17 protein-coding genes and 2 pseudogenes are annotated in these 18,798 nt (G+C 60.7%); 6 read left to right on the forward strand and 13 right to left on the reverse strand.

Annotated features, from left to right (window positions below):
* Genes LQK84_RS19495 through LQK84_RS19520 form a run of 6 tightly spaced genes read right to left on the reverse strand, consistent with a single transcriptional unit; the run spans position 1 to position 7,767 of the window.
* Positions 1-549: a nitrous oxide reductase accessory protein NosL gene (locus LQK84_RS19495; protein WP_230830395.1), complete on the reverse strand. Its 549-nt coding sequence runs from the start codon at positions 547-549 to the stop codon at positions 1-3.
* Complete coding sequence (locus LQK84_RS19500) at positions 546-1,379, reverse strand: ABC transporter permease (RefSeq protein WP_230830396.1); 834 nt, start codon at positions 1,377-1,379, stop codon at positions 546-548. Before LQK84_RS19500 ends, LQK84_RS19495 begins: the two co-directional genes overlap by 4 nt.
* Positions 1,376-2,302: an ABC transporter ATP-binding protein gene (locus LQK84_RS19505; protein WP_230830397.1), complete on the reverse strand. Its 927-nt coding sequence runs from the start codon at positions 2,300-2,302 to the stop codon at positions 1,376-1,378. Before LQK84_RS19505 ends, LQK84_RS19500 begins: the two co-directional genes overlap by 4 nt.
* Positions 2,299-3,582 (reverse strand): nitrous oxide reductase family maturation protein NosD, encoded by a 1,284-nt coding sequence (locus LQK84_RS19510; protein WP_230830398.1) that lies wholly within the window; start codon positions 3,580-3,582, stop codon positions 2,299-2,301. Before LQK84_RS19510 ends, LQK84_RS19505 begins: the two co-directional genes overlap by 4 nt.
* A 4-nt stretch (positions 3,583-3,586) precedes the next feature.
* On the reverse strand, positions 3,587-5,482 hold the full coding sequence (gene nosZ / locus LQK84_RS19515) for a TAT-dependent nitrous-oxide reductase (protein WP_230830399.1): 1,896 nt from the start codon (positions 5,480-5,482) through the stop codon (positions 3,587-3,589).
* On the reverse strand, positions 5,479-7,767 hold the full coding sequence (locus LQK84_RS19520; RefSeq protein ID WP_230830400.1) for a NosR/NirI family protein: 2,289 nt from the start codon (positions 7,765-7,767) through the stop codon (positions 5,479-5,481). The genes nosZ and LQK84_RS19520 overlap by 4 nt, the downstream gene beginning before the upstream one ends.
* Before the next feature lie 255 nt (positions 7,768-8,022).
* Here LQK84_RS19520 and LQK84_RS19525 point away from each other — a divergent pair, with 255 nt between their 5' ends.
* The 4 genes and pseudogenes from LQK84_RS19525 to LQK84_RS19540 all read left to right on the forward strand — a co-directional run bounded on the left by LQK84_RS19525 (position 8,023) and on the right by LQK84_RS19540 (position 10,435).
* The gene (locus tag LQK84_RS19525; protein ID WP_230830401.1) at positions 8,023-8,295 is read left to right on the forward strand and encodes a DUF2249 domain-containing protein; all 273 of its coding nucleotides are present in this window, start codon (positions 8,023-8,025) and stop codon (positions 8,293-8,295) included.
* Between the two features lie 24 nt (positions 8,296-8,319).
* Positions 8,320-9,504 (forward strand): NnrS family protein, encoded by a 1,185-nt coding sequence (locus LQK84_RS19530; protein ID WP_230830402.1) that lies wholly within the window; start codon positions 8,320-8,322, stop codon positions 9,502-9,504.
* 139 nt (positions 9,505-9,643) lie between these two features.
* Entirely contained in the window at positions 9,644-9,826 is a 183-nt protein-coding gene (locus LQK84_RS19535) for a hypothetical protein (RefSeq protein ID WP_230830403.1), read from the forward strand.
* Positions 9,827-10,033: 207 nt separating this feature from the next.
* Positions 10,034-10,435 (forward strand): annotated as a pseudogene (locus LQK84_RS19540) (DUF4112 domain-containing protein).
* Between the two features lie 25 nt (positions 10,436-10,460).
* On the opposite strand, the gene LQK84_RS19545 reads toward LQK84_RS19540, so the two are convergent.
* The 5 genes and pseudogenes from LQK84_RS19545 to LQK84_RS19565 all read right to left on the reverse strand — a co-directional run bounded on the left by LQK84_RS19545 (position 10,461) and on the right by LQK84_RS19565 (position 12,464).
* Positions 10,461-10,733, reverse strand: coding sequence for a hypothetical protein (locus tag LQK84_RS19545; protein WP_230830404.1), 273 nt, complete (start codon positions 10,731-10,733; stop codon positions 10,461-10,463).
* A 10-nt stretch (positions 10,734-10,743) separates the two neighbouring features.
* The gene (locus LQK84_RS19550) at positions 10,744-11,043 is read right to left on the reverse strand and encodes a DUF982 domain-containing protein (protein ID WP_230830405.1); all 300 of its coding nucleotides are present in this window, start codon (positions 11,041-11,043) and stop codon (positions 10,744-10,746) included.
* Between the two features lie 74 nt (positions 11,044-11,117).
* Positions 11,118-11,594 (reverse strand): annotated as a pseudogene (locus LQK84_RS19555) (Hsp20 family protein).
* Positions 11,595-11,804: 210 nt separating this feature from the next.
* The gene (locus LQK84_RS19560; protein WP_230830406.1) at positions 11,805-12,095 is read right to left on the reverse strand and encodes a hypothetical protein; all 291 of its coding nucleotides are present in this window, start codon (positions 12,093-12,095) and stop codon (positions 11,805-11,807) included.
* Between the two features lie 96 nt (positions 12,096-12,191).
* On the reverse strand, positions 12,192-12,464 hold the full coding sequence (locus tag LQK84_RS19565; protein ID WP_230830407.1) for an usg protein: 273 nt from the start codon (positions 12,462-12,464) through the stop codon (positions 12,192-12,194).
* Positions 12,465-12,736: 272 nt separating this feature from the next.
* On the opposite strand from LQK84_RS19565, the gene LQK84_RS19570 reads away from it, so the two are divergent.
* Both LQK84_RS19570 and groL read left to right on the forward strand, forming a co-directional pair.
* Positions 12,737-13,051 (forward strand): co-chaperone GroES, encoded by a 315-nt coding sequence (locus LQK84_RS19570; RefSeq protein ID WP_230830408.1) that lies wholly within the window; start codon positions 12,737-12,739, stop codon positions 13,049-13,051.
* Between the two features lie 59 nt (positions 13,052-13,110).
* On the forward strand, positions 13,111-14,739 hold the full coding sequence (groL, locus tag LQK84_RS19575; RefSeq protein WP_230830409.1) for a chaperonin GroEL: 1,629 nt from the start codon (positions 13,111-13,113) through the stop codon (positions 14,737-14,739).
* A gap of 259 nt (positions 14,740-14,998) precedes the next feature.
* Here the strand turns inward: groL and LQK84_RS19580 are convergent, their stop codons facing one another.
* Together LQK84_RS19580 and pyc are read right to left on the reverse strand one after the other, a co-directional pair.
* On the reverse strand, positions 14,999-15,262 hold the full coding sequence (locus LQK84_RS19580) for a hypothetical protein (protein ID WP_230830410.1): 264 nt from the start codon (positions 15,260-15,262) through the stop codon (positions 14,999-15,001).
* A gap of 13 nt (positions 15,263-15,275) precedes the next feature.
* Complete coding sequence (gene pyc, locus LQK84_RS19585; RefSeq protein ID WP_230830411.1) at positions 15,276-18,734, reverse strand: pyruvate carboxylase; 3,459 nt, start codon at positions 18,732-18,734, stop codon at positions 15,276-15,278.
* Between the last annotated feature and the right edge of the window lie 64 nt (positions 18,735-18,798).

The raw sequence follows: 18,798 nt of genomic DNA on the forward strand, positions 1-18,798 counted from the left end.
TCAGCCTCCATGTGCCGCAGGCATGGCGGTATCCATCCCGACCTGCGCCTGCTGCTTGATGTAACCGTCCGGAATGTCCTTCAGCACGACAATCTGGCCGCCGGTCTCGGCGACGAAGGCGTCTGCCGCCTTGCGGTCGGAGAAGGGGACCGCTTCCGGCGTTTCCATGCCGCCGCGCTTGCGGCTTTCGATGACATAGACGGCCGCGTCCGCCTTCATCCAGTTGTCGACACCGGGCTCCTGCCAGGACTTCGCCTTGCCCATGTCGCTGACATAGACGGCGGTCACGTCCGCATCGTGTTCGGCCCCGCGAAGATAGGCGACGGCATCGACGACTTCGGCAAACCAGAGCGGCGCGTCCATGCCCTTCAGATGCACCTGCGCCTTCGGACCCGGATGGTCGAGCACGTACATCTGGCAATTATGGCCAACAGCTTCCGCCGTCATCGTCGTCGGCGCCGGCGGTGCCGAGGCTTCGTGACCGTTGCAGCTTGCAAGCAGAAGCGCCAGCACTGCGCCGGTAAGAAGTGAAGTCCAGTGGCGGGTCATGGTGTCAGTCTCCTGATCTGGAAATAGCCGGCAGTAAGCGCGGCAACGAGCCAGGCGAACAGGCCGGCGAGCGCATAAAGCGGGCTGAAGGGGAGCGTGTTGGCGATGCCGTCGAGGCCGCTCACGGGCGCGGCATTCTCGAGGCCTGCGAGGTTGAAGATGCGGAAGGCATCGCCCGGATTGGCGGTGACGAAATAAGGAAAGAGCGCCTTGGTGAAGACCCCCTCTTTGTCGGCGAGAATGCCCGCCAGCAGCGCCAGATCGTAGAGCACGGTGGCGACGAGCCAGACGCCGATGGCGACAGCGGCCGCCTGTCCGGCACGCGGCGAGGCGACCGAGATCATCAGGCCTATGGCGACGAAGACCGCGCCGAGCAGCAGTCCGGTCAGCCCCAGCCGAACGATGGCGGCAAGGCCGCTCATGTCCATGCCGTAGGCGAAGATGGCGGCAGCGCTGGAGATCGTGAGGCTCGCGGCAATCGCGATAGCCAGGACCGCGATGAGGCCGAGCGCCTTGCCGGCCAGGAGCGCGCCGCGCGAGATCGGCGTTGCCATCACCAGCGCCATCGTGCCGCGCTCCACCTCGCCGGCGATGCTGTCATAGGAGATCAGGAGCGCGATGAGCGGAATGAGATAGACGGAAAGCGTGGCAAGACTGGCTGCCGCAAGCGTCAGGATGCCGGCCTTGAGTTCCAGCCCGCCGGCCCCGGAGAAGGTCAGTGCCAGCGAGAAGAGCGTCATGACGCCGGTCGCCAGGATCAGCCAGCGATTGCGCAAGGCGACGCGGAACTCGATCGAGGCGACGGCTGCAATCTTGGTGAAAGGGCTCATGCGGCGTCCCCCTTCTCGGCTAAGTTGGAATAGAAGCGGTAGATGTCGTCGAGGCTCGGCAAGGCGATGTCGATGTCGTCGATCTCCTCGCGCCGCTCGGTGAGGCGGCTGACGAGGTCGATCTTGCCCGCAGGCTCGCAGGAGAGCTCGACCGAGCGGCCGTTGATGCGCGTGCCGCCGAAGCGGTCGCGGAGCGCATCCGCCTGTCCCTCGCGGGCCTTGATGCGGATGGTGATCGGCAGGCGCGCGGCCTCGGCGAGCGTCTTGATCTGGCCGTCGGCGACCAGGCGGCCCTTGGAGAGAATGGCGATACGGTCGATATGGCCTTCGACTTCGCTCAACGCATGCGAGGAGAGGAGCACGGCCGCGCCCTCTTGGGCCACTCGGTCGATGATCTCGTAGAACTCGCGGCGCGACACGGGGTCGAGCCCGCTGGTCGGCTCGTCGAGCAGCAGCAGGTCCGGCTTGCCGATGAGCGCCTGCGCAAGCCCCAGCCGCTGGCGCATGCCCTTGGAATAATCGCCGACACGACGGCGGCCGGCCTGCGCGAGGCCGACGAGATCGAGCAGCGGCAGCGCCTCTCTCGGATCGACCGATTTCAGCCTGGCGAAGTAGGTGATGATCTCGATGCCGGTCAGCATGCGCGGAAAGGCGACCTGTTCGGGCAGATAGCTTACCGAGCGGCGGGCGTGATTTGAGCCCGGCGCGTCGCCGGCAACGGTGATGCGGCCCGCGGCTGGCTTCAGGAAGCCGAGGACGCATTTGAAGAGGGTCGACTTGCCCGCCCCATTATGGCCGAGAAGCGCGAGCTTCTCGCCGGGCGCGACATCGAAGCTGACGTCCTGCAGCGCCTTCAGGTCGGCGAAGGTCACGCCGACGCCGTCGATCTTGAGAATGGGGGTCTGTGCGGTCCCTGCGGTCATTGCGTGCCGCCTTTCGGTGCGAGGTCTGGCGTGTCGAGCCCGGCGCCTGCGGGGCTCATCAGGGGATGGCTGTCGATGACGCCGCCGGGCAGCAAGCCCGGAAAGCGCGATTGCGCCCAGCGGATCATCTGCACGGCGGGGGAGCCCAGAAGCAGCCGGCTTGTCGGCTGGCTCCAGGTCATGCGGTCGATGGAATCGTTCGGGCGGTATGGGCTGTCGGCAATGCCGTCGCGGTTGACGTCGAAGGCGACATGGCCGGCCCAGTAATTGCCGCGGCCCTTGAGGCTCCATTCGAGCCAGTGCGAGCCGACATACTTCACCTCGGTGCGGTCATGCAGGAAGGCGTTGCCGGTCAGCGTGACATTCTCGGAACCGCCGGTGAAATGGACGCCGATATCGCAGCCTTCGAAGCGGTTGGCGGAAATCGTCGCCTTGTTCACGTTGTAGACGAAGAGGCATTTCTCGCCGCCGTCGCGGATGTCGTTGTGCGCGAGCTTCGCGTCGGTGACATAGTTCAGGAAGATGCCATGTGTTCGGTCGCCGGAGGACAGGTTGTCCGTGGCCTGCACCTGACGCGAATACATGAAGGCATAGCCCATGTCGTTGCCGGTGGAGCGGTTGCCGAAAACCTTGATATCATTGGCATACATGGAATGGATGGCGAAGCGGACGTCATGCATCCGGTTGTCGCGATAGGTTGCGTGATGCGAGGTGGTAATGAAGATGCCGTCATTGCCGCCGCTGATCTCGTTGTTCGCAACGGTCAGACCCGGCGAATTCCAGACATAGATGCCGGGGCCGCGTTCGGCGCGGTGCAGGTCGGTGCGGTTGGCGATCGTGTTGCTTTCGACCAGCGCATCCTTGCCGCCCTGCATGTCGATGCCGATGAGATTGCCGGTGAGGCGATTGGCGATGAGGCGCGCCTTGTCGCCGCCCACGGCAACCTTGATGCCGGCGTCGAGCTGGTCGAGCTTTGCCCCCGAGCCTTCGACGTTGACGCCTTCAATGGTGACGCCCGCGGCCTTCACCGTGACGACGGAGCCCTGACCGTTGCCCAGGATACGGGCCTTGCCGTCGCCCAGAATGGTCAGCGGCTTGTCGATGTCGACCGGCCCGGCATGGTCGCCCATGCCGAGTCGGAGCGTGTCGCCCGGCGCTGCCGCCTTCAGCGCTGCGACGAGAGCGCCGGGTTCCGCACGCACTGTCATCTCCGCGCTGGCCGCAGGGTGCGACCAGACGAAAGCCAGCAACAGGGTGAGGAAAGCGGCGCGCGGTGTCATGGCGTCATGCCTTCTTCGGATGGACGAGCATGCGGCCGCGCATTTCCATGTGCAGCGCATGGCAGAACCACTGGCAATAGAACCAGTGGACGCCCGCCCGGTCGGCGGTGAAGGTGACGGATGCCGTCGCCTGCGGGCCGATTTCCATGGCGATACCATGGTTGCCGAGCGTGAAGCCGTGGGTCAGATCGTCCACGTCGTCCATGTTGGTGATGGTGATCGTCACCTCGTCGCCCTGGTTGACCTCGAACTTCTCAAGGCTGAACTGCGGCGCGACCGAGTGCATGTAGACACGCACCTTGTTGCCGTCGCGGATGACGTCGGCAGCGTAGTCGAGATCGACGCCGTCGGCCTTGGCCTGGGCGCGGGCATCGGCCCACATCGGGTCGTCGCGCTTGTAGACGCTCACCGGATTGACGATGTCGGCGCGCACGAGAATGCAGTCATGCGGTTCGGCAAATGTCGGGCCGTCATGCACGAGCTTCATCTCGCCGCCGGCGATATCGATCAGCTGGTCGTTCTCCGGCTTCAGCGGACCGACATTGAGGAACCGGTCCTTGGAGAACTTGTTGAGCGAGATGAGGTATTTGCCATCCGCCTCCAGCGTTTCGCCCATGGTCGAGTGGTTGTGGCCCGGCTGGTACTGGACGTCGATCTTCTGCAGGATCGGATCGACCTTCTCGCCGGCATAGGCGCGAACGGCCTTGTCGATGTTCCACTTCACCATCTGGCTGTCGAGGAAGAGCGTCGTATAGGCGTTGCCCTTGCCGTCGAAGGCGGTGTGAAGCGGGCCGAGGCCCAGCTGCGGTTCGGCAACGACGGCGCTGCGGGGCTCGGCGCCGTTGAAGACGGCTTCGAGCTTGCGCACGTCGACCACGGTGACGGTCGGCGAGAGCTTGCCGTTGAGGCACAGGTGGATCTTGTCCGGCGCCATGTTGCAGCCATGCGGCGAGTTCGGCACCGGGATATAGCGGGTGTAGGGCGAGCCGTGGCGGCCGTCGAGAACCTTGACGCCGTTATAGACCTTGAAGTCGCCCTTCTTGATGCCGGCCTCGATGCGGGCGATGTCGAAGACGGTGACCCAGTCCATCGGGCTCGCCGTCATTTCGGCGAGCGTCACGCCTTCTTCGGAATTGTAGCAGGTCGAGAAGGCATACTTGCCCTCATAGTCCGTGTCGCAATTGTCGAGGTTGCCGTCGACGATCACCTGCCAGGCAATTTCCATCGTGTCGCCGTCGATGGCCGTGAAGATCGCATGATACTTCTTGGGCTCGTCGAGGATGATGCCGTCATTCGGCAGCGGGATGCGGTGTTCGCCATTGGCGAAGACATAGCCGGTGCGCGGCCATTTCTGCGGACGCAGGCCGTGAATGTCGCTGGTGTTCGGGATTTCGATGACCTTGTCGACCTTCATGATGTCGCAACGGACGCGGGCAACGCGGGTATTGGCCTTGTCGTTGGCGAAGAGATACCGTCCGTCATAGGTGCCCTTGTTGAAGGACATGTGCGGGTGGTGCAGGTCGCCGTTCTGGTAGGTCTTCATGCCGCGCTTGGCGAGGAATTCCTTGGTTTCCGGCAGGAGGTTCTCGGTGAGGATCTTCAGGCTTTCATTCGTTTCGCCCCAGCCCGTGGCCGAGCAGCGGTTGAACACCGGAATGCGCATGAGCTCGCGCATCGATGGCACGCCCATGATGCGGATTTCGCCGGCCTGACCGCTCGACCAGAAGCCGTAATACTCATCGAGTTCGCCGGGATGGATCTCGTGATAGGCACCGTTTGCAGCGGCGGCACGCCGCGGCAACAGGCCTTCGCCTCCGCCGGCCAGCAGGGCGCCGGCGAATGCCGCTCCGCCTGCTGTCGAGCCGAGAAGGCCTCGGCGTGAAATCTTGTTGTCACTCATTGGACTGCTCCTTGGTTAGTCATCCCGGCGGTGTCCCCCGCCGCTGGATGGGATTTGAAATTGACCTTCGGCTGGCCATCGATCTTCGGCGTGGTGCCGGATTGGGGTGCGATGCCCGTCTGGCGCTCGAAGCGTTCGCGCTTCTTGATGCGGCCGACGACGACGGGGCACTTGGAAGTGTGCTGGTAGAGAACCTGGCAGTGCAGGCAGGAAATGCATTCGTTGGGGTTGATCTCGCCCGTCGGATGGATCGCCTGAACCGGGCATTCCTTGGCGCAGACCTGGCATGGGTTGCCGCATTCCTTGTAGCGCTTGAGCCAGCGGAACATGTGGAGCCGTGCCGGGATGGCGAGCCCGCCGCCGAGCGGGCAGACATAGCGGCAGTAGAAGCGCTCGATGAAGAGGCCGGGAGCGAGCATGGCCAGCGCAAAGAGCACATAGGGCCACGGCCGGTCGAACTTCAGGATGATCGCGGTCTTGAAAGGCTCGATCTCGGCATAGTGCTCTGCCATGTCGAACGAGTAGAGCGACATGCCGAAGAGACCGAGAAAGATGATGTATTTGATCGGCCACAGGCGTTCATGCAGACCCCAGGGGAGAGTGATCTGCGGCACGCGGCACAGACGCGCGATCTTGTTCGACAGTTCCTGCAGCGCGCCGAAGGGGCAGAGCCAGCCGCAATAGGCCCCGCGTGCCCAGAAGAGGAGAGCAGCCGCGACGGCAAACCACATGATGAAGATCAGCGGATCCATCAGGAAGGTTTCCCAGCGGAAATTGCTGAACAGCGCCGAGATGACGGCCAGGACATTCACCACCGAGAGCTGCGCATTCGCATACCAGCCGATGAAGACCAGCGTGAAGACGAGGAACGAGGTGCGGAGGATCGAGAAGACGCGCTCGTTGCGGGTGGCGAAGGTCTGGAAGAAGAAGATCAGGGTGAGCCCTGCCAGCCCCGCCGCCAGCACCGCGACATCTCCCTTCTTCGCCTGCCATATCTTCGTCCAGAGGGCGTTGCGGATCGTCGCGGCGCTGTCGGGGCCCTCCGTGGTGACGGACGGGCTTGCTGCCGGAGCTTGAGGGGTTACGGCAGCGAGATAGGGTTTCGGCAGGTCGTAGGAGAGTTCATAGTTGCGGAACAGCTTGTCGATGGCGCCGACCGGGCGCTGGACCAGCATCTGCAGGCGGAAGGGTTCGGCCGGATCAAAGCCCGAGGCCTTGCGGATGATGAAGAGGTCTGCCTCCTTCATCGCCGGCGCACCATCGGCGGCGATCTGGTTCATGCGGAGATGATCGCGGTCGTGGAAGCGGTTCGAGATTTCGCCCTGGATGACCTGGATGCGATCGAAAATGCCGCCGCGCACATAGCCCGAGCCCTTGAAAGACCAGCGGCCATTGCCGGCAACGAGGATGGCTTCGTCGCCTTCCTTGAGTGCCGCCTGCAGATTGCGGAAGCCGTTGTCGCCCAGCAGGCTCTTACCGATCGAGGGCTGGCTGACGAGCGCGACCCAGAGATCGATATAGGCGTCATTGCCGGGGCCGGGCTCGACATGCTCTTCCGAGCGCGGGTCGCCGAGACCTTTGAAATCGCTGTTGATCTGGTCGACATCGAGGGTGAAGTGGCGGATCGAGCCGTCGCCGGCCAGCGTCTGCCAGTCCTTCACCTGATCGTTCGTGCGGTCCATCTGGCGTTTGGCCGAGGCCAGCTGGCTATCCGGCGCGAGGCCGCCGAGCGACAGGGCCTTTGCCACCTTGATGCCGGCGCGGACGATGGAATCGTCGATGATCATGATGGTGACGGTCGCGCCCGAGACAATGTCGGGATCATGCGCCGAGCCCTGCGACACGGCCTCTTTCCTGAGGTCGAGACCGGCATATTTCTCGGTTACGGCCTTGATGCGGGCTTCGGGAATGCCGATCAGCACGATCGGCTCGTGATGCTGCATGAGACGAACGCCGGTGATGACGGCATCGTCCGAAATGCCCGCCAGGATATGAATCGGCTTGCCCGAATAGCCGGCGGTGGGCACGAAATCGGAGGTGAGGAAGATCCAGCCGATGCGCTTGCCGTTCTTCATGGCGGCGACGACAGGGGCCTTGTCGCTGAGCGGGCCATAGGCGTCTGCGCCCGGCACGAGGTCCGAGGGCTTCGCCTTGTCGAGGAATTCGCTGACGAGCGGTGCTGCGCCGGCGGAGTCGGTGAAGGCTGCGGCAAGGAGGATTGCGACCAGAGCTACAAGGCTCGCCGCGATGAAATCCCTGCACCAATCCTTGAACCCGAGGGGCATGTCTGTCTTCCCGCTTGATATCAACGTTTCGAGCGGAACCTAGCGGCAGAGGCCGGGACGAGTTTGCGATATCGCAATCAAAACGGCGAAAGGGCTGTAACGGCCGCCCGATAGCGAGATCTGGCGAGACCGGCTTTTTCTTTGCGTTAGCGCAAAATGACGTTTCGGCGGAGGCCTAGCCTTCGGGTCGCGGCGATACGGCCGGTCGCAAACAAAAGCCAATGATTTCAAGGGCCGCAGAGAGACACGAATCCCATGACCGAAACGCTGACCGATCTTCCCACCATCGACGTGCGGTTGCTGCCCCCGCAGGAGCGCCACCCGAAAATCTTCGCGATGCTGGAGGCGCTGACGCCGAAGATGGGGATGCTTCTGGTCAGCGATCACGACCCGGTTCCGCTGCGCCGGCACATCGCCCTGCATTTCTCCGGCATGTTCGAGTGGCTGGCGCTGGAGGAAGGGCCGGATGTCTGGCGCGCGGAAATCCGCCGGCTCCCGCATTCCGGATGCACCTGTGCCGGTCATTGAACACAGCGAGAAAGGAGGCCGGCCATGCCCGTGCCGAGACTGAAAACCTATACCGGGCCGGCGATCCTCTCCTACGGGTTCCGGCCGTTCTTCTTCCTCGGCGGGCTCTATGCGGGGCTGGCCATCCTTCTCTGGCTGCCGATGGTCTTCGGGCAGTTGCGCTTGCTGACCACCTTCGATCCGGTGGACTGGCACATCCACGAAATGCTGTTCGGCTTCCTGCCGGCGGTCGTCACCGGCTTTCTGCTGACGGCCGTGCCGAACTGGACGGGACGGCTCCCCGTTCAGGGCCGGCCGCTCGGCGTTCTGATCGCGCTCTGGATGATTGGGCGGATCGCGGTGCTCTTCTCCGCGCTGATCGGTCCCGTCGCGGCGGGTGTGCTCGATTGTCTCTTCCTGCTGGCAGTCGCCGGTGTCACGGCCAACGAGATCCTGGCGGGGAAGAACTGGCGGAACCTGAAAGTGCTGATCCCGCTCACCATCCTGCTCTTCGCCAATGTGCTCTTCCATGCAGAAGCTTTCTTCAGCGGGACGAGCGACTATGCGCGGCGGCTCGCGGTCGCGGCGGCCATCATGCTCATCATCCTGATTGGCGGACGGATCATCCCCAGCTTCACCCGCAACTGGCTGGCGCGGGAAAAGCCGGGCCGTCTGCCGGCGGCCTTCAACAAGTTCGACGCAGCGACCATCGTTTTCAGCATCGCGGCCTTCTCAGCCTGGGTGGCGGCTCCCCTTTCCTATTCTGGCGGCCTCTTGATGCTTGGCACTGGCTTTCTGCATCTTGTGCGATTAGCCCGCTGGGCAGGCGACCGCAGCTTGCGCGAGCCTCTGGTTCTCGTTCTGCATCTGTCTTACCTCTTCCTGCCCGCGGGCTTCATTCTCGCGGGCCTTGCTCCTCTTACCCCGTCCACCGTTTCATCTGCCGCGGGGCTGCATGCATTTGGCGCCGGCGCTATCGGCACAATGACATTGGCAGTCATGATGAGGGCGTCGCTTGGCCACACGGGGCATGCGCTGACAATGTCCCGATTTTCCCAGGCCGTTTACGCCTGTGCTGCAGCCGCCGCCCTCACCCGCATTGCCGCCACGTTCGACGATGCCGATTTCGAGACGCTGGTGGTTCTGTCAGGCGTCCTGTGGACCATCGCCTTCATAGGCTTTGCAACCGCCTTCGCGCACAAACTATTTCGCCCGAGCGGTCGGTCATAGAAAACACAAACGCTAACGAATGAGGCCCTGGCGACAAGCAATAGAAGATTCCGTCCATGGAATAATGTCTGCCGTAACACTGCGGAAGCGGAACTGTGTGAAGATGCTGCGATGTGACACTGTTGCTCTCGACGGGTAGATGATCAAAGACATGCAGAAGAATGCGATGATCCTTTCCTGCACGATCGATCCTGGGGCGACCATAACCATCGAGATCATGCCACCGGCCGCTTTGTCCAGTAAAGAAGGTATGATCACCCTGCTTAATGCCGATGGCGTGAGAGTCCACCGCGTTTCATACACGAGTGGTCCGGTTCGCTAACCGGGACAAACCATTCCATTTCAACCGTGACCAACCCTTCAACGGTAGAGATGTGCTATTTCAACAAACGCTTCTTTTGCTCTTGAACGGATTCGAACCGCGTTTCGGCTAGCATTTTTGCTTAACTGTTGATCCCGTAGTACATTCTCACCCCTTGTCTCAAGCCGATCAGCAGGCGCGCGCCAGCCGGAGTAATCTGATCAAGGAATGCGCGGTTCCTCCATCCCCGTTGGCGCTGAACGTCTGGCACGCCTTCGCCGCATGCGTGGATCGTCTCGGCTCATGGACACGGCGCCGCCCATTCCCGGAACACGCTTTTCGTTCGGAGCACACTTAGTGATCTGGCTGGTTCCAGGTGTCGGTGACTTCGCCGGCGCTGCAATCAGTCTCTAAAGCATCGATGAGGCGCGCCGGCTTGGCATGCCCAATGAGGAGCTTCTTAAGATGTTGGCCAATATCGGGTTCGATGCGGCGGCCCGGAGCATCCCATTGTTCGGGGACCTGTTTGATGTCTACTTCAAATCCAACCGCCGCAACCTCGACCTTGTTTTGGAACATTTCGGTCTCAACCATTCCGATCTCGATCGCCAACGTTCGCCACATGAATGAACCGGCCCGTGCGGCCGCTAAATCATCATCCGTAACGCCGATCGAGTTCTGTGAGGGCCATTCGAACCTCGTCGATGGAAACCGGCTCCGGTGTTCCAGGCAGATGGCGGAATGCCGGCTTCGAGTCGACGGCGTAAAAGTCCGAAGCCCAAGAAGCCAGGATGGTCCGCTTGTCGTCTGCGGAGAGTGCGGTCGCTTTCACCACGTCCAGCGGCCGCTCAATCTGAATGCCCTGAAGCAGGATCGTCGGACCCATCGCCATAGCGTTGCCGGCTGCCTGCTGGAAAGACTCGCGCATCTCGGCCTCCTCAGCGAACGTGCGGCTCTTTGTCGTGCCCACGACGGGAGGCGGCAATCACGTCTGTTTCCGGTGCCAGCAGATCGTGCTTCTCAGCAAAGGCAGCAAACAGGCCGCGTGCGGTCTCGGCTTCGATCTCTCCGCGAAGGGCCGCCTGACATGCCTTCAGGGCAATGGAATGCGCCGTGTCCCTAGACGAGGCGGGCCGATCGGCAAGATGGCGGTAGGCGTCCATGACGGTATGAACCTCGGTCGGAAAGCCAAGGCCGACGAGGATAGTAACAGGTTGTCTGAACATATCGGGTTTCATCGCTCTCTCCTTCCCAACCCGGAATGTCGACGAGCGCCACAGCAGTGGCGCCCTTGTTCTGCGGACAATGCGGGTTAAGCTGCCTTTGGCGCTTCGATCTGCGCCGGAGTGACCTTTTGCGAGAGAGCCGGGTTGGTCTGGATGTCGATCTTGCGCGGTTTCAAAGCCTCGGGGATCTCACGCACGAGATCGATCGACAGAAGGCCATTCTGCAGATCGGCGCCGTTTACCCGGACATGGTCGGCGAGCTCGAAGCGGTGCTCGAATGGCCGGCCGGCGATGCCGCGATGCAATTAGCCGTCATTGCCCGTCTCCTGCTTCTTGCCGGTGACGGTCAGAAGGTTGGATTGGAAGGTGACGTCGAGATCATCCTGGGCAAAGCCGGCGACCGCGATCGAGATTCGGTAGCTGTCGTCACCTGTCTTGAAGATGTCATAAGGCGGCCAATCGCTGATCGAACGGGCGCGCTGAGCGTTTTCGAGTAGATTGAAGACCCGGTCGAACCCAACGGTCGAACGGAACAGGGGTGCGTAGTCGTAAGATGTTGCCATAGCCATATCCTCCTTGAAGCAACATGGGTACGGAAGCGCCGAAAGCGGCGCTCCCAGCAAGGCCGGCCCTGTTTTCAGCAGCTGGCGGAAATCGATTTGGTTTTTGAGAATTTCGGATTCAAGAGCATCAGCAGCAAAAATTTCAAGTGCCAACAGCCGCCGCGCGAATATCCACACACAGCCGTTCTCGCTCACAGAAGCGAGCAACAATCAATGTAAGGCACGACTCATCATTCGATACGGATGCAAAGCCTTGAACTGCGTGATCATTGCGGTCGCCTGCTCAAGCACACGTTCTGCATTTTGCACGTCGTCGCGCGCCAGCTCGTCGGCATTGACGAAAATTGCCTGGGCCATGTTGGCCGAAAGCGCGGCGAAATGGCGATGACCTTCGACGAAGGCTTCGCGTGCAGTTCCCTCCAGCATACGCGCAATATCGACAAAAACGTCTTCGCGTTCCTCAACGCTGAGATCTTTGATGATCTTGATCTTCTCGTCCATTTTCAATCTCACTCAAGATAAACGTGGGATTTCGGCCGAGCTCGTTAAGCCTCGGCCGCGAAAGAGCTAGGAAGAGAAAATTCTCGTTTCAAGCTCTCAGTGCAGCTTGAGCTCGCCGTCGACGCGTCGCCATTCATTCGGCCCGATGAGGCGCCGATGGCTGTAGCGCACAGAATGCAGAGGTCCATCAAGGCTGGCCTGCCAGAAATCGAGGAACTTGTGCATTTCTGGAAAATCAGGCGCCAAATCGTAATCCTGCCAGACATAGGTTTGAAGGACGGATTCAAAATCGGGGATGCGATATAGGATATGCGCGGTGGTAAGGCCGTAGCCATTGAGTTGACGCGCAAAGTCTGATGAGAACTGCATGTTTCATCTCCTTTCTTGACCAACACAAGGTGGCGCAAAATTTTGCCGTCATCAACGAATTTTTGAACGCGCCAGCGCTTTTGTGTTTCTTTTACAAACTGTTAGCAGCCGTCTTTCGTGAGCGCTGATTTTTTCTTGTCACCCTCTTGAATTCGGAAAAACCCAAAATAAATCTATGCGCGCGAACGCTCAATGAGGTTCGCACCCGCCCGGACTGGTCATCCGGTCCGGTGAGGGAACAACGTCACATTTTTTGCTCAACGGAGGAAAACATGTCGTTCCGACCGCTTCATGATCGCATTCTCGTCCGCCGGGTCGAATCCCAAGAAAAGACCAAGGGCGGCATCATTATCCCCGATACTGCCAAGGAAAAGCCGCAGGAAGGCGAGGTCATCGCCGTCGGGCCCGGCGCACGCAACGAAGCCGGCCAGATCCACGCGCTCGACGTCAAGGCAGGTGATCGCATCCTGTTCGGCAAGTGGTCCGGCACCGAGATCAAGATCAACGGCGAAGACCTGCTGATCATGAAGGAAAGCGACGTCATGGGCATCATCGAGGCCCAGGCCGAGCAGAAGAAAGCCGCCTGAGGCGATCCTGTCATTGCAAACCATCAGTCAAATAGCTGCCTATTGAGGAGTTAGAAAAAATGGCTGCGAAAGAAGTCAAGTTTCACACCGATGCCCGTGAACGCATGCTGCGTGGGGTCGATGTGCTGGCCAATGCCGTGAAGGTGACGCTCGGCCCGAAAGGCCGCAACGTCGTGATCAACAAGTCCTTCGGTGCACCGCGTATCACCAAGGACGGCGTATCGGTCGCCAAGGAAATCGAACTGGAAGACAAGTTCGAGAATATGGGCGCGCAGATGCTGCGCGAAGTCGCTTCCAAAACCAACGATCTGGCCGGCGACGGCACCACGACTGCCACCGTACTCGCCCAGGCGATCGTGAAGGAAGGCACCAAGGCTGTCGCTTCCGGCATGAACCCGATGGACCTGAAGCGCGGTATTGATCTGGCCGTTGACGCGGTCGTGAGAGAACTGAAGACCAACGCCCGCAAGATCACCAGCAATTCCGAAATCGCACAGGTGGGCACCATTTCCGCCAACGGCGATTCCGAAATCGGCCGCTATCTCGCGGAAGCTATGGAAAAAGTGGGCAATGAAGGCGTCATCACTGTCGAGGAGGCCAAGACCGCCGAAACCGAACTCGAAGTCGTCGAAGGCATGCAGTTCGACCGCGGCTATCTGAGCCCCTACTTCGTCACGAACCAGGACAAGATGCGGGTCGAGCTTGAAGACCCCTACATCCTGATCCACGAAAAGAAGCTGTCGAACCTGCAGGCCATGCTCCCGGTTCTCGAAGCCGTCGTCCAATCCGGCAAGCCGTTGCTGGTCATCGCTGAAGACGTCGAAGGCGAGGCGCTGGCGACCCTCGTCGTCAACAAGCTGCGGGGTGGCCTGAAGATCGCTGCCGTGAAGGCTCCTGGCTTCGGCGATCGTCGCAAGGCCATGCTGGAAGACATCGCCATCCTGACGGGTGGTACTGTTATCTCGGAAGATCTCGGCATCAAGCTGGAGAATGTCACCCTCAACATGCTTGGTCGGGCCAAGAAGGTGGCCATTGAAAAGGAAAATACCACGATCATCGATGGCGTCGGCTCCAAGGCGGAAATTGAAGGTCGCGTCGTCCAGATCCGCGCGCAGATCGAAGAAACCACGTCGGACTACGACCGCGAAAAGCTGCAGGAGCGCCTGGCCAAGCTCGCAGGCGGCGTTGCGGTCATCCGCGTCGGCGGCTCGACGGAAGTCGAGGTCAAGGAAAAGAAGGACCGCGTGGACGATGCCCTGCACGCCACCCGCGCGGCCGTGGAAGAAGGTATCCTGCCCGGCGGAGGCGTGGCTCTGTTGCGTGCCGTGAAGGCCCTCGACAATCTCTCCACTGCCAACCAGGACCAGCGCGTCGGCGTCGACATTATCCGTCGTGCAATCGAGGCTCCCGTGCGCCAGATCGCCGAGAATGCTGGTGCTGAAGGCTCGGTGATTGTTGGTAAACTCCGGGAAAAGACCGACTTGTCCTTCGGCTGGAATGCTCAGACTGGCGAATTCGGCGATCTTTATGCACAGGGTGTCATTGATCCTGCCAAAGTGGTGCGCACCGCTCTGCAGGACGCTGCCTCTGTTGCCGGCCTTCTGATCACGACCGAGGCTATGATTGCCGAGAAGCCCAAGAAGGATGCCGCCCCGGCTATGCCCGCTGGCGCCGGTATGGACTTCTAAGGCAATCGATAAAGGCCCGCCCCACCCTCGAGGGGCGGGCCATTTCATGGCCCTCAGTTCCATCGATTAACATCACTGGAGCCAGGCCGTGGGAAAACCCACCATCGCATCTGAATCGCCGGAAGCGATGGCAGCATGCGCGGCCGGGTACGTGCTGGATCCGTACGATACTTTAGGCACATCAGTGTCACGGCATCTGGGACCAGCAACACGTCCCGGGAACTGCGTCACGCCTTGAGTAGATTTGAACCGTTGGCTCTCAGGTTGAACTGCCCAAGGCGCTGATAAAATTTGGCTTTGCCGCATAAAGTGTATTTATGGAACTGAAGCACCAGCTGGCGAAAATGAGACGCGCCTTCAGGCGAAACAGCTCACGACGTGGCACGGCACGACCGGCTTCAGCGTCTTTGATTTCCGTGACGGTGAGGCCTGTCAGTAAAAATACCTGCGTTAGGCCGCATCCCGCCGCCACCCTTAGCTTGCGATTTTCACGCGGCATATCACTCTCATCGGTTACGGACATCTTACTCTCCACGTTAAATGGCGAACGTCGTGATCAAATCCCTCGTTTCTATCTGGTCGCCGACTTTGACCAGAACTTCCGAAATGGTGCCGTCTTTATCAGCGTGCAGCGCCGTTTCCATCTTCATCGATTCGATGGAGAGCAGCACATCGCCCGCCTTCACTTTCTGGCCGGCAGCGACGAAGACGCGGGAAATGACGCCCGGCATCGGCGCGCCGAGTTGCGCTGCATTGCCGGTTTCAGCCTTCCGGCGTGCAATGCTTGACGCGGCGCTACTGCGATCCGGCACCTTGATGCGGCGCGGCTGGCCGTTCAGCTCGAAGAAGACGGTGACAAGGCCTTGCGCGTCGGCGGCGCTGGCCGCCTGGTTGACGATAACAAGCGTCTTACCGCGCTCGATTTCCGCGAACAGCTCCTCGGCGTCTGCCATGCCGTAGAAATAAGCAGGCGTCGGCAAAACCGAGACCGGGCCGTAGGTATCGGCTGTCAGCGCGAAATCGGTAAAGACCTTCGGATACATAAGGTAGGACGCGAATTCGAAGTCATCGACTGTCCGGCCGAGCTTGTCCTCGATCACCTTGCGCTCGGCTTCCAGATCGGCTTCCTTCAGCAGCGAGCCCGGGCGCTCGGTATAGGGCTTGTCGCCCTTCAACGCCTTCTTCTGCAACGCTTCCGGCCATCCGCCCGGAGGCTGACCCAGATCGCCGCGCAGCATGGAGACGACCGAGTCCGGGAAGGCGATATCACGGCCCGGATTTTCGACATCCTCGACGGTGAGATCCTGGCTCACCATCGTCAGCGCCATATCGCCAACCACCTTGGAAGAGGGCGTGACCTTGACGATATCGCCGAATATCTGGTTGACGTCGGCATAGGTCTGGGCCACTTCGTTCCAGCGGGTTTCGAGACCCAGCGAACGTGCCTGTTCCTTGAGGTTGGTGAACTGGCCGCCCGGCATTTCATGAAGATAGACTTCGGAAGCCGGACCCTTGAGGTCGCTTTCGAAGGCCGCATATTGGTGGCGCACTGCTTCCCAATAGAAGGAGATGCGGCGGATCCATTCCGGATTTAGACCGGAGTCACGTTCGGTACCCGACAGTGCTTCGACAATCGAACCAAGGCAGGGCTGCGAGGTATTGCCGGAGAAGGCATCCATGGCCGCATCCACGGCATCGACGCCGGAATCGATCGCGGCGAGAACCGTTGCGGCTGAGATGCCTGACGTATCATGCGTGTGGAAATGGATCGGCAGGCTCGTCGCCTCGCGCAGCGCCTTGAACAGCACACGGGCAGCGGCAGGCTTCAGAAGCCCTGCCATGTCCTTCAGCGCGATGATATGCGCACCGGCCTTTTCCAGTTCTTCCGCCAGCGAGACATAGTATTTCAGATCATACTTCGGGCGAGCAATGTTCAAGAGATCGCCGGTGTAGCAGATCGTTGCCTCGCAGAGCTTGTTCTCTTCCTGAATGGCGTCCATGGAGACGCGCATGTTCTCCACCCAGTTCAGGCAGTCGAACACGCGGAAGAGATCGATGCCACCCTTCGCCACCTGGCGTACGAAGTACTTCACCACATTGTCCGGATAGTTGGTGTAGCCAACGCCGTTTGCACCCCGCAGCAGCATTTGCAGCAGAAAGTTTGGTGCGCCTTCGCGGATCAGCGCCAAACGCTCCCACGGATCTTCCGTCAGGAAGCGCATGGACACGTCAAAGGTCGCACCACCCCAGCATTCCAGCGAGAAGAGGTTGGGCAGTGCCTTGGCATAGACGGGTGCGATGCGGGCAATGTCGAAGGTGCGCATGCGGGTGGCGAGCAGCGACTGGTGACCGTCGCGCATGGTCGTGTCGGTCAGCAGCACGGGCTTTTCATTGCGCATCCATTCCGCAAACGCCTTGGGTCCCAGCTCATCGAACTTCTGCTTGGTGCCGGCCTGCACCTCGGCTTCGATGTAAGGAACAACCGGCTTCGGCGCCTTGTCTGATGGCTTCGGACGGCCCTTGGTTTCCGGATGACCATTGACGGTCACATCCGCGAGATAGGTCAAAAGCTTGGTCGCACGGTCCTGGCGCTTCACCTGCTGGAAGAGCTCCGGCGTCGTGTCGATAAAGCGAGTCGTATAGGAATTGTCGCGAAAACTCGGGTGACCGATGATCGCTTCCAGGAATGTGAGATTGGTTGCCACGCCGCGAATACGGAACTCGCGCAGAGCACGATCCATGCGGCTGATCGCTTCGTGCGGTGTACCGCCAGACGCCGTGACCTTCACCAGCAGCGGATCGTAATGGCGGGTGATGATCGCGCCCGTATAGGCCGTGCCACCATCGAGACGAATGCCAAAACCGGCTGCAGAACGATAGGCGGTGATGCGGCCATAATCCGGGATCAAGTTCTGTTCCGGATCTTCCGTCGTAATGCGGCACTGCAACGCATGGCCGTTGAGGCGGATGCTCTCCTGGGCAGGCACGCCGGATTCCGGCTTGCCGATGGCCGCCCCTTCCAGAATGTGGATCTGCGCCTTGACGATATCGATGCCGGTGACGACTTCCGTGACCGTATGCTCGACCTGAATGCGCGGGTTCACTTCGATGAAGTAGAATTTACCGGTATCTGCATCCATCAGATATTCGACGGTGCCGGCGCCGATATAGTTCGTTGCAGCGGCAATCTTCAGGGAGTAGCCGGCCAGTTCCTGCCGCTGTGCCTCCGAGAGGTAAGGGGCCGGTGCGCGCTCCACCACCTTCTGGTTACGGCGCTGGATGGAGCAGTCACGCTCGAAGAGATGAACCACATTACCATGCGTGTCGCCCAACACCTGGCTTTCCACGTGGCGTGCACGCTCCACCAGCTTTTCCAGATAAACTTCATCCTTGCCGAAGGCGGCCATGGCTTCGCGCTTGGCTTCAGTGACTTCCTTGGCAAGATCGGCCTCTGAGCGGATGACGCGCATGCCGCGCCCGCCACCTCCCCAGGAGGCCTTCAGCATGACGGGATAGCCTATCTCGGCAGCCATCTTCTTCACGGTCTCGATATTATCCGGCAGCGGCTCAGTGGCCGGAACAACAGGCACGCCAACGGAAATAGCTAGATTGCGGGCAGCGACCTTGTTGCCCAGTTGGCGCATGGTATCGGCAGTCGGGCCGATGAAAATGATGCCTGCATCGTTGCAGGCCTCTACAAATTCAGGGCTTTCAGACAGAAGGCCGTATCCCGGATGGATCGCGTCGGCACCGGACAGTTTTGCAACGCGGATCACTTCCGGAATGGAGAGGTAGCTTTCGATCGGCCCAAGGTCACGCGCCAGATTTGGGCCGCGACCGACTTGATAGCTCTCATCCGCTTTGAACCGATGGAGTGAGAGTTTATCCTCCTCCGCCCAGATCGCGACCGTTTTTATGCCCAATTCATTGGCCGCGCGGAACACGCGAATAGCGATTTCGGACCGGTTGGCGACAAGAATCTTCGATATGACCATGTGTTTCCTTCCGGGTGATTCGCCAGCAACAGTTTTTCGGGCTCCCGACGCTATTGATCGCCCA

Origin of the sequence: Rhizobium sp. C4 (genome assembly GCF_021026315.1) — a bacterium.
Lineage (GTDB): Bacteria > Pseudomonadota > Alphaproteobacteria > Rhizobiales > Rhizobiaceae > Ensifer_A.